This is a genomic window from Pseudomonas izuensis, assembly GCF_002356535.2.
GTDB classification, from domain to species: Bacteria; Pseudomonadota; Gammaproteobacteria; order Pseudomonadales; family Pseudomonadaceae; genus Aquipseudomonas; species Aquipseudomonas izuensis.
On record NZ_AP017423.2, the window covers coordinates 1,754,885 to 1,767,890 of the forward strand.

The 13,006-nt window shown below is 55.9% G+C and carries 15 protein-coding genes; 14 read left to right on the top strand and 1 reads right to left on the bottom strand.

The features are described 5' to 3' along the window. Positions 1-135 precede the first annotated feature (135 nt). From sicA to LAB08_RS07990, 5 genes are all read left to right on the top strand, one after another. Positions 136-618 carry a type III secretion system translocator chaperone SicA gene (sicA, locus tag LAB08_RS07970; RefSeq protein ID WP_096512734.1) on the top strand — a complete coding sequence of 161 codons (483 nt, stop codon included), beginning with the start codon at positions 136-138 and terminating at the stop codon, positions 616-618. 2 nt (positions 619-620) lie between these two features. Continuing rightward, on the top strand, positions 621-2,390 hold the full coding sequence (gene sctE, locus LAB08_RS07975) for a type III secretion system translocon subunit SseC family protein (protein ID WP_096512733.1): 1,770 nt from the start codon (positions 621-623) through the stop codon (positions 2,388-2,390). 23 nt (positions 2,391-2,413) lie between these two features. Next, positions 2,414-3,505: an IpaC/SipC family type III secretion system effector gene (locus LAB08_RS07980; RefSeq protein ID WP_096512732.1), complete on the top strand. Its 1,092-nt coding sequence runs from the start codon at positions 2,414-2,416 to the stop codon at positions 3,503-3,505. 13 nt (positions 3,506-3,518) lie between these two features. After that, on the top strand, positions 3,519-4,502 hold the full coding sequence (locus LAB08_RS07985; protein WP_096512731.1) for an IpaD/SipD/SspD family type III secretion system needle tip protein: 984 nt from the start codon (positions 3,519-3,521) through the stop codon (positions 4,500-4,502). 107 nt (positions 4,503-4,609) lie between these two features. Next, entirely contained in the window at positions 4,610-4,876 is a 267-nt protein-coding gene (locus LAB08_RS07990) for a phosphopantetheine-binding protein (RefSeq protein ID WP_096512730.1), read from the top strand. A gap of 179 nt (positions 4,877-5,055) precedes the next feature. Here LAB08_RS07990 and LAB08_RS07995 read toward each other — a convergent pair whose 3' ends face one another. Further along, positions 5,056-6,279, bottom strand: coding sequence for a hypothetical protein (locus LAB08_RS07995; protein WP_157755739.1), 1,224 nt, complete (start codon positions 6,277-6,279; stop codon positions 5,056-5,058). A 304-nt stretch (positions 6,280-6,583) separates the two neighbouring features. Here LAB08_RS07995 and LAB08_RS08000 point away from each other — a divergent pair, with 304 nt between their 5' ends. The 9 genes from LAB08_RS08000 to LAB08_RS08040 all read left to right on the top strand — a co-directional run bounded on the left by LAB08_RS08000 (position 6,584) and on the right by LAB08_RS08040 (position 12,977). Then, positions 6,584-8,221, top strand: a complete 1,638-nt coding sequence (locus LAB08_RS08000) for a winged helix-turn-helix domain-containing protein (protein ID WP_096512728.1) — start codon at positions 6,584-6,586, stop codon at positions 8,219-8,221. Next, positions 8,218-8,664, top strand: a complete 447-nt coding sequence (locus LAB08_RS08005; protein WP_096512727.1) for a transglycosylase SLT domain-containing protein — start codon at positions 8,218-8,220, stop codon at positions 8,662-8,664. The genes LAB08_RS08000 and LAB08_RS08005 overlap by 4 nt, the downstream gene beginning before the upstream one ends. A 117-nt stretch (positions 8,665-8,781) precedes the next feature. Further along, positions 8,782-9,954 carry a PrgH/EprH family type III secretion apparatus protein gene (locus tag LAB08_RS08010; RefSeq protein ID WP_096512726.1) on the top strand — a complete coding sequence of 391 codons (1,173 nt, stop codon included), beginning with the start codon at positions 8,782-8,784 and terminating at the stop codon, positions 9,952-9,954. A 10-nt stretch (positions 9,955-9,964) separates the two neighbouring features. After that, positions 9,965-10,225: a type III secretion system needle filament subunit SctF gene (gene sctF, locus LAB08_RS08015; RefSeq protein WP_096512725.1), complete on the top strand. Its 261-nt coding sequence runs from the start codon at positions 9,965-9,967 to the stop codon at positions 10,223-10,225. Positions 10,226-10,284: 59 nt separating this feature from the next. Continuing rightward, positions 10,285-10,587, top strand: coding sequence for a type III secretion system inner rod subunit SctI (gene sctI / locus LAB08_RS08020; RefSeq protein WP_096512724.1), 303 nt, complete (start codon positions 10,285-10,287; stop codon positions 10,585-10,587). Continuing rightward, the gene (locus tag LAB08_RS08025) at positions 10,584-11,306 is read left to right on the top strand and encodes an EscJ/YscJ/HrcJ family type III secretion inner membrane ring protein (RefSeq protein WP_096512723.1); all 723 of its coding nucleotides are present in this window, start codon (positions 10,584-10,586) and stop codon (positions 11,304-11,306) included. The genes sctI and LAB08_RS08025 overlap by 4 nt, the downstream gene beginning before the upstream one ends. Then, positions 11,293-11,859, top strand: coding sequence for an OrgA/MxiK family T3SS sorting platform protein (locus LAB08_RS08030; RefSeq protein ID WP_096512722.1), 567 nt, complete (start codon positions 11,293-11,295; stop codon positions 11,857-11,859). The genes LAB08_RS08025 and LAB08_RS08030 overlap by 14 nt, the downstream gene beginning before the upstream one ends. Further along, positions 11,831-12,550 carry an oxygen-regulated invasion protein OrgB gene (locus tag LAB08_RS08035; RefSeq protein ID WP_096512721.1) on the top strand — a complete coding sequence of 240 codons (720 nt, stop codon included), beginning with the start codon at positions 11,831-11,833 and terminating at the stop codon, positions 12,548-12,550. The genes LAB08_RS08030 and LAB08_RS08035 overlap by 29 nt, the downstream gene beginning before the upstream one ends. Further along, complete coding sequence (locus LAB08_RS08040; protein ID WP_096512720.1) at positions 12,540-12,977, top strand: hypothetical protein; 438 nt, start codon at positions 12,540-12,542, stop codon at positions 12,975-12,977. Before LAB08_RS08035 ends, LAB08_RS08040 begins: the two co-directional genes overlap by 11 nt. Positions 12,978-13,006: the final 29 nt, after the last annotated feature.

The window sequence follows — 13,006 nt, forward strand, 5'->3', positions numbered from 1 at the left end:
AGCCTGCTCGCGATGGTCGAGAAGGCGCCGCGTTCATTCCGGCGTTGGCATGAGCGCAATTTGGCAGCGCCCTTGTCAGCGCTTTGGCTCAATGCACAGGTCAGCAGTGCTGACGTTTTTTCAGGAGTGTGGCTGATGAGTCGCAACAACAAAGAAGACGAGCAGATTGCCCTCGACGTCGTGGATGCGGTGCTCGGTGGCGCGGCATTGAAGGACGTTCAAGGCATCAGCGATGAGCAGATGAACAGCCTCTATGCCTTCGCCTACCAGTTTTATGAGCAGGGTCGGCTGGACGATGCCGAGAAGTTCTTTCACTTCCTGTGCATCTACGACTTTTACAACAGCCATTACTGGATGGGGCTGGCGGCTGTGCACCAGCTCAAGCAGAACCATCAAAGAGCGATCGATCTGTACGCGATCGCCTTCGCCCAAAGCAAGAGTGATTGGCGGCCGATGTTTTACACCGGTCAGTGTCAGCTCGCCCTGGGCAGGATCGCCAAGGCCCGGTTGTGTTTCGAGTATGTGCTTGAGCAAGCCACGGAAGATGAACTGCGAAAGCAGGCCGGGGTGTATCTCGACACCTTGAGTCAAATGGAAAAAGACTGTTTGGAGGACTGAACATGAGTGAAATCAGAAGCACTTTCAATCCGGTCATTCAGGGGGCATTGAGCCGAACTGAAGCCCTTGAGAAATATGGCAAGGCCGCCGCCCAGGTTGCCAGGTCGGTGGATCACCAGAAGGCCGGTCAGCAAGCGCTGGCGCGTTTGATGTCGGTGAGTTACGAAGGCCCGCATGGTGGATCGGCCGTCGGCACGGCAAGACCCGTGCTGCATGCGCCACCCGCCCGTGCAGACGGCAGCAAACAGGAGACCAACGGTGATCTGTTCACGCTGTTGATGGCGGTGATCAGCGAAATGCTGGGTGAAGTCGACAGCAACAAGCTGAAAAACCGACTGGCGATGCTGCAAAGCATGGCCGCCATCAAGCAACAAGGCCATGAAAAACTGGCTGCCGAATACGCCGCGGCTGTCGAGGCGCTGGAGGCTGCCGAGGGCGCTGTGGGCAGCAGTCAGGAACACCTCGATCAGTTGCAAGCGCGAGTCCGGCATTTTCAGGGGCTGCTGGAAGAAAGTGAAGCACGCCTGGCGGGACTGGATCCCGAGTCACCGGAGTATGCGGCTGAATTGGCGCGGCGTGACCAGCTCAAGGGCGAACTGGCAGGCCATACCTTGACCTTGCAACAAGCCACCGACACTCACCTGAAATTGATTGAGACCGCCAATGCCCATGCCAAAACCCTGGCCGCGTTGGCCGTGAAAGTGCAGGAGGCTGGTCTTGGTGGTTCCTCAATCAAGGAAACCAATGAGAAGGCTTTGAGCAGCAGCGCCCTGGCGTTGCTGAACCGTTTGAAGATCATCGAGATGCTCGGCGAGGCGGCGCAGAACAAGGAAGAACTCAGTCAGGAACTGTTCCAGGAATTGCAGGCCAGGCTTCAGGAGCACATGAAGCTGGAGTCGGAAAAGTATCTGGAGGAAGTCCGAAAGGCCGAGGCGCTGCAAAAGACCATGGGCTGCATCGGCGCCATTGTTGGGGCGATTTTGACCGTCGCAACCATCGCCGCTGGCGTGCTGACTGCCAATCCGGTGCTCATCGCAGTGGGTGTGATCGGCGCGGCGATCATGATTTCCGATGCGGTGGTCAAGGAAGCGACCGGAACGTCGTTCATGGCCGAAGCCATGAAACCGCTGACCACCGTGATGCAGGAAGCCATCAAGTTGTTCACGGAGCTCTATACCCAACTGCTGATCGCGGTTGGCGTCGATGAAGAGACTGCAAAAGACATCGCACAGATCGCCGGCATGATCCAGGGCATCGCGGCCACCCTCGCGGCCGTGGCGTTAGTAGCGGTGGTCGGTGCGCAAGTGATTGGGCCAATGGTCAGCGCCGTCGCCTCGAAACTGGCCTCGGTGGTCGCGCAGGCAGCTCCGGCGGCGGTGCAGGCAGCCAGGCAATTGGCAACGTCACTGGGCAATTCGTTGACGCAACTGCTGACCCAGTTTCGCAGTTTCATCACCCAGGGTGCCGACCCTGTGACCCTCGCCCGGTACGCCGCCAACCTTGAGATCGCCCAGGCCGTTACCGAGTTCGGCAACGTAGCGGTGCAGGGCGGGCTGCAAATCAAAAGCGGTATGCACCAGGCCCAGGCCGCCGTGCATTTGGCTGACGTGAAGGTGCGCATGGCGATCAGCGAGGAAATCTCCTCCTACCTGACCCGGCTGGTCGAGGACTACGGCAAAGCGATGCAGGACAGAACCCGGCATATCGAGCATGTTTTTGCCGATTTGCAACGCAGCCATGCCGTGAGCCTGCATATGGCCCGGCATGTTTGAACGGATCGATAAAGGAGCTTGCGATGACCACGATTCACACAGCCATCAGAACCGCGCCTGCGGTATTGACTCATGATCCGATCAACAAGGCCGGCCGTAGCGAGAAGACCGGAAGACAGGTTTTAGAACTCAAAGAGAGCGCTATGGGGTCTGCATCATTGGACCGGATCGCCGGAAAACAATTACTGCAGAACGGCCAACTCACAGCACCTACCGCTCAGGAGTTTGAAAGCGCAATCAGTGCCTACCAGCCCAGCGAGTCCGATTGGCAAGACTTCGTCGCGGGCATGAGCTTGATCGACGATGAAGTCAGAAACGATCTGATGTTCGACCCCGGTGCCTGGGAAAAACACGCGAACGTACTGGTTGCCGCCATCATCGCGCTGAACATCGCACGGGTAGCCAACGCGCAATTGCGCGGGCATTTCAGCGTGATGGCGGCCGATGCCGCCAAGGCCGTAGGGGCTGCGATCGTCCAGTCGGGCGAAGCCGCAAAAAACAGCGCCATGTCCCAGTTTTTGGTGTCCGGTGCCATTGCTGGTTTTGCCATGGTCAAAACCTTTCAAGGGCAAGCGTTGAAGCATGCGGACATCAACCTGCACAAACGCAATTCCCTGGATGCCAGCAACCTCGAACGCGACCTCAAGCATCATCGCAACCGCGATGACTGGAACCCGCAAACCACCTACAAGATCAAGACCTTAGATGATTTCGGCCGCACCACGTCAGTCGATTTCAAACCCAAGGGCGCCACGCTGACACCGCAGGAGCAGGCCTGGTTCGACGGGGAAATCCTCAAGGCGCAGAAGGTCAGTCAGACCTCTGACTGGTTGAGCCAGATGGGGGGCAAGGGCATTGAAAAGAAACTGGAAATCGGACGGGCGCTGAACGCCATGTCGATGAGCATGAGCCAGGTGGTATCCAGCATGGTGCGCATGGCCGAGCATGCTGCGCGGGAGGAAGAGGTCTTGCAGCAAAGTGCGCAGAACACTCAGAAGAGTTTGAGCGATGAAGTCGGGCAAAAGGATTCGGCCGATGCAGCGTTGTTGCAAAAGCTGATGGAGATGGTGATGCAGCTGTTTCAATCGCGTATTGAAGTTATTGGGCGAGTTTGAGTAGGGACACAGAATGATCATTACGAAATACACATTGCCAACAGCTAAACCACCTGCGGATTTTAACCTGACCACTGAAAAATCTGTGCCTGCCGAAACGCCTCGCGAAGCGAGAGTGGTGTCTGCCCAGGTTCGATTGCTCGACAGTTCGACCAAAGCGCTCAATCGTAGCCTCGACAATGTTCTCAAGTGCCCGCCGGAAATGTTCGAAGTACGATCGCAAATGGGGGCAAGGCAAGTTGAACAATACAGCGCACTGATCACTCAGTGCTTACAAGCGCTATCCATGGAGGAGCGTCAGCAACTCTTCGAGCACAGCTTGCAACGAATGCCTGTACCGCTTGAGATTTCTGACGATTTCGATGCTGGTGTGAAATCATCGAATGACTTCTTCGACAAGCTGCTCGAACTGATCGACCTGATCAAGAACGGCTACCTGGCCGGTTATGAACACATCATCGCGGCTTACTCGGATTTCTTTAAGGATTTCAACGCGGAAATAACCGCGAAGATGAAGGACTGGATCGAAGGCGCCAATGACGGAAAGGAAGTCAAGTTAAATGCCGGCGCACTGAAAGCGGCGCTGGAAAGCCTTCTGCAGAAATACTCCCATCCCAACCCTGCCTCAGTGCTGTTTCCGAAACCCGGCCAGGGCGGCGCAAGCCGGGAAGAAGCGGAAAAATGGCGAGAGGCGCTGGGCCTGCCCGCCAGTTGCCTTAAGCAAAATGCCGACGGGACATGGTGTGTAGTCATCGATACCGGGCCGCTTCTGAAAATGAAAGAGGGCCTGCCGTCTGGTACGGTGACTTGGGACACCGCGAAATTCCAGGCCTGGCAAACCGGCTTCAACGCCCAGGAAGAACGCATGAAAAACACGCTGCAGTCCTTCACGCAGAAGTATTCGAATGCCAACTCTTATCATGACAACTTCAACAAAACGTTGTCTTCGCATCTCAGTCAGTTTGCGGACATGCTTAAGGCGATGTTGAATTTTTGAAGTGGATGTAAGAGCGTAAAGCAAGTCACTTGTATATCAAAGGGCAGGTGCATCGGCGGTTCGTTTGAATCGAAGTTGTGCCTGCCTTTACTGCATGGGAAAAGTTAATGTCGAAAGAAGTGTTGGCTGGGCTTGAAGTTGAATGCAAAGTAATAAAGGTATTGTCAGATTGTTGTCCGGCAGTTCGCGGGAGAATTGAGCTGGGATCGCGATTGGTGGAGGATTTGTGTGTGGATTCCATAAGCCTGGTTGAAATTGTGATGGCGCTGAATGATTCGTTTGGTATTGAACTGTCCGAGGCTGGAGTGGGGGAGTGGAGGACAGTGTTGGATATCTACGTTTCGGTGAGAGAGAACGGTTGGTACATGGGGTGAGAGTATGATTTATAATTGTTGTATTTTGCGGGGTAAGTCGTTTTTTTTTTGTATCTGTTGTATTCAGTGGGGCGGGCTGTGGGGATTGGCTTTTAGCAGGTTTGTTGTTTTGGGGTTATTTTGTTTTTTCAAAGCAGATGACCTCCCGGTATGGGTGGTCATCTTTAAAGGAGGGCTGATTAGGTTGGTGTGATTATTTTTTTGAAGCGATCATTAAGTTGGCTTGCCAAATCGGCGTCTGCGACTTCAACGGTCAACAGTTTATCGAAGAGATCATGCTGGTTGTTGGAGAGTAATGCGTCCAGAGAGTCGTAGTTTATTTCTGAAAGTTTGGCGTCAACGAGTTTTATGGTTTGTTCGGAAAACTCGTTGTGCGTAACCCCGTTGATGGACTCCATTTGATACATGGCAAGTGCTGGAAGCAAGGAGGTTTCTACATAGTTGGGCTCGTAATAATCATTAAGATGTTTCTCTTCTCTCGGGGTTAATGGCAGGTTAAGTCTGCGGGCTTCGGTCAAGTGAGTATTGAGTTCGAGTTTTAGGTCTAGAATTTGAAGGAAAGTAATCTGGTTCTGCAAAATGCTATCGAATTCTGCTTTATTTTCTATTTTTCTTTGAGGGATCTCTTTTATTTCTTCATTTTTTTCGAAGGCGTAGGATTTTTCCGTTACCGATTTAGCAGTATGTGCAAGGGTCGTGGTTGTCCCCATTACTGAAGCGTGTGTTTCGACACTATGAGCGAGATTAATCGGGAAATGATTGGTTTCACCTTCTGCATAGAGCTCTTTTTTTATTGGCATCATGGTTGCTCTAGATATGAAAGTCGTATGGCGACTGTCTTTGCTGCTTTGGTTTTTTGATGCGCTCAATTCATATTTGGAGTATTCGTGCTCTTTCGCATGAGGCTGATCCAGGCTGCCTTCTTCATAGTTTACATTCATATATCCGCCGGAGAATACTTGGGAGGCCAGTGTCCATCTATGGTAGTGAGGACTATCCTCGCCACCCAATCCACTGCCTTTCACGCTAAAAGTATGCAGGCGTAAGTTCCAGCCTTGAACATCATTTGACATTAGGTAGAGTTTCGTGAATAGAGGCGAATTTGCCGAGCTTTTTTGGCATTGCTCGAATAAGGCTGGGTCTGATTGTAAGTGTTTAAGTATCGAAATTATTTCTTTTATTGTAATGTTTTCAATGTCACCAGTAATGCCTGGCTTGTGTTGGAAGCCAATTTCATTTTCTTGGCTGAATGCGGCGTACCGTTGACTGATTTCATTGAAGATGCGGGCATATACTTGTTCGTTGTCTTCGGGGATGGTGTTGTTTTGAGTTGGTGGCAGAGTGACGCTCGTTGGGAATGCTGGTGTGGTAGTAGAGTGGCTGCTTAATTGGCTGATGTTCATATTTATTGAGCTATTGATTGATGGGTTTTAATGTTCTGTTTATATTGTTTTTCGACGCTATTAAAAAACGCTCTTGGCTGATTTGTTTCTGGCAGATTTATTCTTGTTCTTAAATTTTCGGAAAGTTTTGGATTTGTGAGTGTAAGCCTACGGTTTTTGTCGCAATTTCCCACGGATATAAAGTTAAACTCCTACGGATTCCCCTCACTCAACTTCCTATAGTCACGCCGCTTGTCATCTCGAGCCTGCCCACCCCACAGGCTCGATTGCGCTTCAGTAACTTTCTATAGAGATGTCTCAGAGTATGGACAGTGCAACTGATCAAACGCCGGCCAGGTCATTCGTTTTTGACCACTGGCTACTGCAAAGCGATGGAACGCTGATGCGAGATGGGCATGGAGTTCATGTCCCCCCCAAAGAGTTGAACGTGTTGCGCCTGTTGCTGAAATCGGCGGGAACGGTGGTTAGCAAGGATCATTTACTGGACCGGGTATGGCCTGAGACAGACGCCGCCGAGGAGTCGTTGACTCGCTGTATTTATGCCGTGCGCAAGCTGCTCAAGGAGAACAAGGATTTCATTGCGACGGTGTACGGCCAGGGTTATCGATTCACCTGTCCGGTTGTCGAACTCGACGTATCGAACGAGGCGAGAACAGCAGCACCCTCGCTGGCTGTTCTGCCTTTTCGCAATCTGGACGAGCCTGCTGCGCTGGATCTGCAAGACGTGTTGATCCGCCAATTGACCACGGCATTCGGCGAGGCGTTGCACATTATCCCCTCTGGATTGATGGCCGGTTGCGGACAACCGGTCCTTCTGCAGTCGCTGGCGGGTCAGATGTCGGTGGACTACTGCTTGAGCGGGCGCTTTACGGGCACGAGTGAGCAATGCCGCTGGTCGGTGGAATTGATCCGTGGCAGTGATCACGCGCTGTTGTATGGACAGACGCTGGATGCCACTGATCTTGCAGAGGCGCTGGGTGCTTTGACTTGTATGGTTGCGCAGCGTGTTCCCCGGTTGCGTCCTGTCGGTGATGCCTGTGGGTCATATCCGGCCGCGGTGGCCTATCTCAATGGTTTGTGCCGCCTGCATCAGCATACTCCGCAAAGTCTGCGCGATGCCTTGGTGCAGTTTCGACAATGCCTCAAGCAAGATGCCGGATATGCGCCAGCCTGGTGCGGGTTGGCAGATGCCTGGCTGGGGCAGGCGATGATCGGCTTGTGTTATCAGGGGCGCGCGATTGAAGAGGCACAGGCGGCAATATCCAATGCGTTGAGGCTCGACCCTTCCAATCCTCTGGCACTGACTCGCCTCACTCTGCTCACCAGTCTGCGCGGCTGCGAGCAGGCGGCCCAAGTGCTTTTTCGACGCTGTTTGCTGACGGCTGATCAGGCTGACGTGTATTACTTTCATGCATGGCATCACTGGTTCTGGCGGCGCAATGAGCAGGCGGCACAGAGTATCGACAAGTGTCTGCAACATGATCCGGATTGTGTACGGGCGCAGGTCTTGCGCGTGCGTATCGCGCTTTCGCAAAGCCCCACAGAGGCAGTGCTCGTGGCTCGTCGGGTCTTGCAGCAAGGCGGTATGGGCAATCCTCTGTTGGTGATACTGCATGCCGTGGTATTGGCGTATTTCGGTCAACACACGGCGGCCTGGCATGAGCTTGAGCGAGCCGGTCTGGTTGAAAGCGCTCTCGGTGAGCAAGGGTTGGCGGCCTGGAATGTGCTATTCGGGGGCAACCCACTGATCGCTCGCAGTCAGTATGCAAACTGGTTGCGCCTGATGAAGTCTCCAGTCATCGGCAAGGGGCAGGGGGGAGCATGCGTTGCGCCCCTCTGGCAATCTTTACAGCGTTCGACAGGTATTCGGCATCAGACGCCGATGCTGGGTTTTCCATTGCAGGACCCGCTGACAATCGATGATGGACGGCGCCTGGCATGAGTCCGCGCAAGGTCAAATGGCTGATCGTGCTGGTGTGTCTTGGCGCGGGTCAGGCGCATGCCTGGTGCTGGAATCGGGCGGGGGAGCACCATGCAATCGAACCCGAATTGCTTCAAGCGATTGCCGATGTCGAATCGGGATTGCGGCCGGATGCAATCAACCGAAACAAGGACGGCACGCGAGATATCGGGTTGATGCAGATCAACAGCAGCCATCTGCCCCGATTAAGTGCCCAGGGCATTACCGAGCAGCGCCTGCTGGCAGAGCCTTGTCTTTCAGTCGAAGTCGGCGCGTCGGTGCTGGCGGGTTTCATCGCCCGTTACGGCTACAACTGGACGGCGGTGGGCGCCTACAACGCCGGCAACTCACCTCACCGGCAAGCTGCGCGTCTTCGCTATGCACGCAAGGTCTGGCAGCGCTATCAAGTGGTCACGGCGCCATGAGCGGGTCGGCTGAAGATTCTGATCCTCTGCCGGGTGCAATCGGCAGAATTCGATCAGGAATCCCGCAGCCAGCCTTTCTAACATGCCCGCTCATTTCACAGCTATGGAGCTTGAACGGTGACAGTTCTGACGGCCCCCGCCTTGCAACCCTGCGTGCTACGGATACTCAATGGTCCGTTGCAAGGTTGTGAGTTCCCCCTCGGCGAAACCACAACCCTGTTCGTGGTAGGGGCGGTGGATCTGCTGGGGGAGGGGGCCCTGACGGCCAGCGTTCCTGCTGATGCCATCTTCGTTCCTCTGGATGAGGGTGGCTGCAATTTTGAGGTGTTGGCCGATCAGGGCACGTCGGACGGCCTGCCGTTGCGAGTACTCAGTGAGTCAGTCGAAATACGCTTCTGCGCCTTTCAGACCCGGGTGCAGATCGGTGGCCTGTACATCGCCTTGCGTCGTGAAGACCAATCCTGGGCCCCCGAGCTTCTGCGACTGCCATACAACGCGTCATCCGATGCAACCGCTTTTGTGTGGAGGCGTGCGCCTTCGACCCGATGGATCGCCTGCAGTCTGGCACTGGCTGCGCTGGTCGTGGCGGTTGGCATCCGGGCGGTGCCGGAACCGACACCGGAAACCGATATCCGCGCGTTGATCGCGGGCGTCAGTGCGGAGGTCGAGGTGCTGCACGGTCGTGACCACCGGGTTTACGTATTTGTGTCTTCCGAGCGCGATGCCGGCTGGAGTCGACAGGTGCTGATGCGCGACAACACGCTGAGCGGCAAGGTGCTGGTGATGGATCAGGAGCGTCGTCGTCTGGAGCAGTTGCTGATCGACCATGATCCGCAATTGGCCTGGCATTCCCTCGATCTCAAGGACCCGTTAGTACCGCGACTGCTGCTCAGCGCCCAGCGCAATCTGCTGACGCCCCAGAAACAGACAAAGTTGCTCGAGAGGCTGCTGGCGGCCGCTCCCTATGCCCGGGATATCGCGGTGCATTTACAGGATGACAACCTTCTCGCCGACCTGGCGCAGGAAGGCCTGCAACGCCTATCGATCGGTTTCAACCGGCTCGAACAGGGGGACAGCGTCACGTTCGCGGTGACGGGCAATTTGCAGGATTCCGAACTGGCCGCCGCTCGCCAATACGTCGACAGCTTTTACCGGCAGTGGGGGGATCGCTACGTGCATTTCACTGTCGAGCTCAAGGACGACTCGCTCAAGGACAAGTCGTTTCAAACCGGCCCGCAGGGCTACATCAAGATGACCTCGTCATCCTGGCATTTTCCGACACAACACTAACAGGTGACTCATGGCTGACATTGGTATCCCTATCGACTTTCCCGATGACTTTCTCGGACGTCAGGCCGAGGCGTTCGAAAACGGTGCCTCAAAACTCAAGAGCGCGCTGGACAAGGCGCTGGAAGACTTGAAAAAAGATGCATCAGACCCCGGTTTGCTGGCCGCTTATCAGACCGCATTCTCGTCCTACACGGTGTTCCGAAACGCCCAGACCAACACGATCAAAGGCTTCAAGGACATCGATATGGCGATTATCCAGGCCGCTCGCTGACGTTTGTGTTTTAACCGGCCATGGGTTCCTGGCCATGGCCATTTTCATGAGTGTATTCCATGCAAGATATTTCCCTTTTCGGCATCGAGCGGACAGCCTTCGCGCCATTGCGAGGCCCGCAGGAAGGACCGGTCGTTTCCCTCGAGTCACGCTTGATCGATGCCTTCGCCGGTTCCGCGGTCAACAGCGAGCAGGAGGTTTCGGCGATCCATCAGTTGATGCAGCGCCCGGACATCACCAACCCCGAAGTACTGGCCCAATTGCAGGAGCTGACGGGGCAATACAACGTCGATATCAATTTGCTCAACGTGCTGGTCCGCAAGGCGGTAGGTACCGCCGAAACCCTGTTGCGTGCGTCATGAAGCCAGGCCTGTTGTTGATGCTGTTGTGCCTGATGTTGTCCGGATGTCGCCAGCCGAATCTGCTTGAAGGGCTGGACCAGCAACAGGCCAATGAAGTGCTTTCGGTGTTGCAGCGAAACAACATCGCGGCAGTGAAAGTCGACGCCGGCAAAACCGGCTATGCGGTGAAAGTCGATCAGGTCGATTTTTCCGCCGCCGTCGATTTGCTCAACCTCTATTCGCTGCCTTCCCGGCCTCGCCTGCAGGTGGCAGAGATGTTTCCCGCCGATTCTCTGGTGGCTTCGCCCCGCGCTGAAAAAGCCCGGCTCTACTCGGCGCTGGAGCAGCGCATCGAACAGTCACTGGGTGTGCTCGAAGGCGTGGTTTCCGCGCGGGTACATGTCAGTTACGACCTGGATGCCGGTGAAGGCGGGCGCAAGTCGTCGCCCATTCACCTCTCGGCGGTGGCGATCCATGAGCGAGATGTCGAGCCGCAGTTGCTGATCACCGACATCAAGCGTTTTCTCAAGAACAGCTTTGCGGCGGTCGAGTACGAGCACATCTCGGTGGTGTTGTCGAAACGTTCGCCGACACAGCATGTCGCACCCTCCGTCGCTGCAACGCAGGGACATTCGAACTGGAAGTGGTTGTTGGCCGTGATGAGCGGATTGCTGTTGGCCGGGGGGGCGGTCTGGGCCTACCGACAGGCAAGGATAGGGCGACGCGATGTCGCACGCTGAATCTCTGCGGGCGATTCTCGCCGAGCCGCTGGACTATTTGCACCCGCAGCGTCTGACGGTACCGGCGCGATTCAATGGGCCTGAGGCACGGAACCTGCTCAACCGGATACTGCTGGAAGGCCTGGAGCTGCAAGGTCCATGGCCTTCGACGCCGCTGACCGCCGTGGCTAAACAATGGGTGCGCCACTGGCGACAATTGCCCCATATCGCCAGGTTGATAGGCACGCATCGCATGATGCCCGATCTGGCGCGAGGTGCGGCACTGCGAGGCCTGCCATTGTCGTTACGGCGGTTCGCCGGTTACAGCATTGCGGCTCGAAACAGCCTTGCGCTGGAGTGCCCGGCTGTTTCAGTAACGCAGGTCGAAGCTGCCGGCCTCAATGCGTTATGGAGCTGGTCCGGGCAAGTACCCCGCATGTTGCTCGAACGCCTGAACTTGCAATTTCCCGAACCGGTGGTGCGTTTGCACAGGCAATGGCCGATCACTGAACCCGATACAGCTCTTTACTTTTTGGCGGTGCAGCATGCTCGACTCCATCCGAATCCTGACTGAACTCCCCGAGTCGAGCGATGCGCATCTGTCCCGCGAGGACATGGCCGCTGCGCGTCAACGCAGAAGCTTGCAGCAACAGGCCCGGCGCTGGGCTCGCGATTGCGTCGAGCAAGCCCGTCGCGACGCCGAAGCGATTCATGCCCAGGCGTTTCGGGAAGGCTATGCCGAGGGCCTCTTGCGCGCGACCGGGCATCTGGCCAACGGCTTGCTGGAATCGCAGTCGCTGGGAGCGCAATTGCGCAAGGACCTTGCGCAGGCCGCTCGCGATTTGCTCGCACAAGCCTTGAGTCGTCCCGAATGGCTGGACGACATGCTGGAGCGCTGGCTGACCGGGCATCAGGGCGGCTCGGGTGCGGTGCTGCAAGTGCTGTTGCCGGCGCACTTCCGGTCGCGAGGCAATGAACTGCGCGAACAATTGCGCAGGCTGTGGCCCGGCGAACTGGTTATCGACTATCACCCTCAGGAGCGCTATGTGGTGCGGCTCGCCGATCAGCTACTCGAATTCGATGTTGAAACGACCCGACAACGGCTGGAACCACGATTGCTGGCGTGTATCGCGAACCTGCCGGAATCGGTTCGATCCCTGGACCAGCGCTCGATGCAGGCGCTCACGGAATTGTGTTCGACCTTTGCCGAGCGCCCAGCCCGCTGCGCCCACACTGCCCCGACCGAGGCGCTTCATGAAAATTGAATCCGTAAACAGTTCCAGCGCGCTTGAGCGCGGTGAAAGTCCGGTGGTGGAGACGCTGGAGTCGCGCCTGATAGCTGCCAGCCCGGCGCTGTCTGGCAACAAGCGCCCGGACCCTGAGTTCGAGCGCTTGTATCAACAACTGTTGGCGATGGAAGGGCAAGGTGAGAAGGCCATTTATGAGTTCCTTCGCGCGTTGCGGGGTGCCGATGGAGAATCCCCCGCGTATCCATCTGCCAAGGCGTTGATGGCGGTCACGCTGCAGGTTCTGGTCCGGCTGAAAGACGAGGGTCTGGAAAAGTCTCGGATCTATAGCGAAGTCAGCGGCGCCAATGGCCTGGCGTTCAGCATGGACCTGTTCGTCAAGGGCTACATGCGGGATGTGTTCCAGCCGATGGGGGACGAGGCGTGGGAGAAGAGTGAGTGGTGAGGTGGGCTAAAGCATCTCGAATAAACATG

Excerpts from the sequence above, each read along its gene's own strand:
- LAB08_RS08005 (WP_096512727.1), top strand. The coding sequence starts at position 8,218 with ATGAGTCCGCGCAAGGTCAAATGGCTGATCGTGCTGGTGTGTCTTGGC.
- LAB08_RS07985 (WP_096512731.1), top strand. The coding sequence starts at position 3,519 with ATGATCATTACGAAATACACATTGCCAACAGCTAAACCACCTGCGGAT.
- sctF (WP_096512725.1), top strand. The coding sequence starts at position 9,965 with ATGGCTGACATTGGTATCCCTATCGACTTTCCCGATGACTTTCTCGGA.
- sctE (WP_096512733.1), top strand. The coding sequence starts at position 621 with ATGAGTGAAATCAGAAGCACTTTCAATCCGGTCATTCAGGGGGCATTG.
- LAB08_RS08000 (WP_096512728.1), top strand. The coding sequence starts at position 6,584 with ATGGACAGTGCAACTGATCAAACGCCGGCCAGGTCATTCGTTTTTGAC.
- LAB08_RS08040 (WP_096512720.1), top strand. The coding sequence starts at position 12,540 with ATGAAAATTGAATCCGTAAACAGTTCCAGCGCGCTTGAGCGCGGTGAA.
- LAB08_RS08030 (WP_096512722.1), top strand. The coding sequence starts at position 11,293 with ATGTCGCACGCTGAATCTCTGCGGGCGATTCTCGCCGAGCCGCTGGAC.
- LAB08_RS07980 (WP_096512732.1), top strand. The coding sequence starts at position 2,414 with ATGACCACGATTCACACAGCCATCAGAACCGCGCCTGCGGTATTGACT.
- LAB08_RS08025 (WP_096512723.1), top strand. The coding sequence starts at position 10,584 with ATGAAGCCAGGCCTGTTGTTGATGCTGTTGTGCCTGATGTTGTCCGGA.
- LAB08_RS08035 (WP_096512721.1), top strand. The coding sequence starts at position 11,831 with ATGCTCGACTCCATCCGAATCCTGACTGAACTCCCCGAGTCGAGCGAT.
- sctI (WP_096512724.1), top strand. The coding sequence starts at position 10,285 with ATGCAAGATATTTCCCTTTTCGGCATCGAGCGGACAGCCTTCGCGCCA.
- LAB08_RS07995 (WP_157755739.1), bottom strand. The coding sequence starts at position 6,279 with ATGAACATCAGCCAATTAAGCAGCCACTCTACTACCACACCAGCATTC.
- LAB08_RS07990 (WP_096512730.1), top strand. The coding sequence starts at position 4,610 with ATGTCGAAAGAAGTGTTGGCTGGGCTTGAAGTTGAATGCAAAGTAATA.
- sicA (WP_096512734.1), top strand. The coding sequence starts at position 136 with ATGAGTCGCAACAACAAAGAAGACGAGCAGATTGCCCTCGACGTCGTG.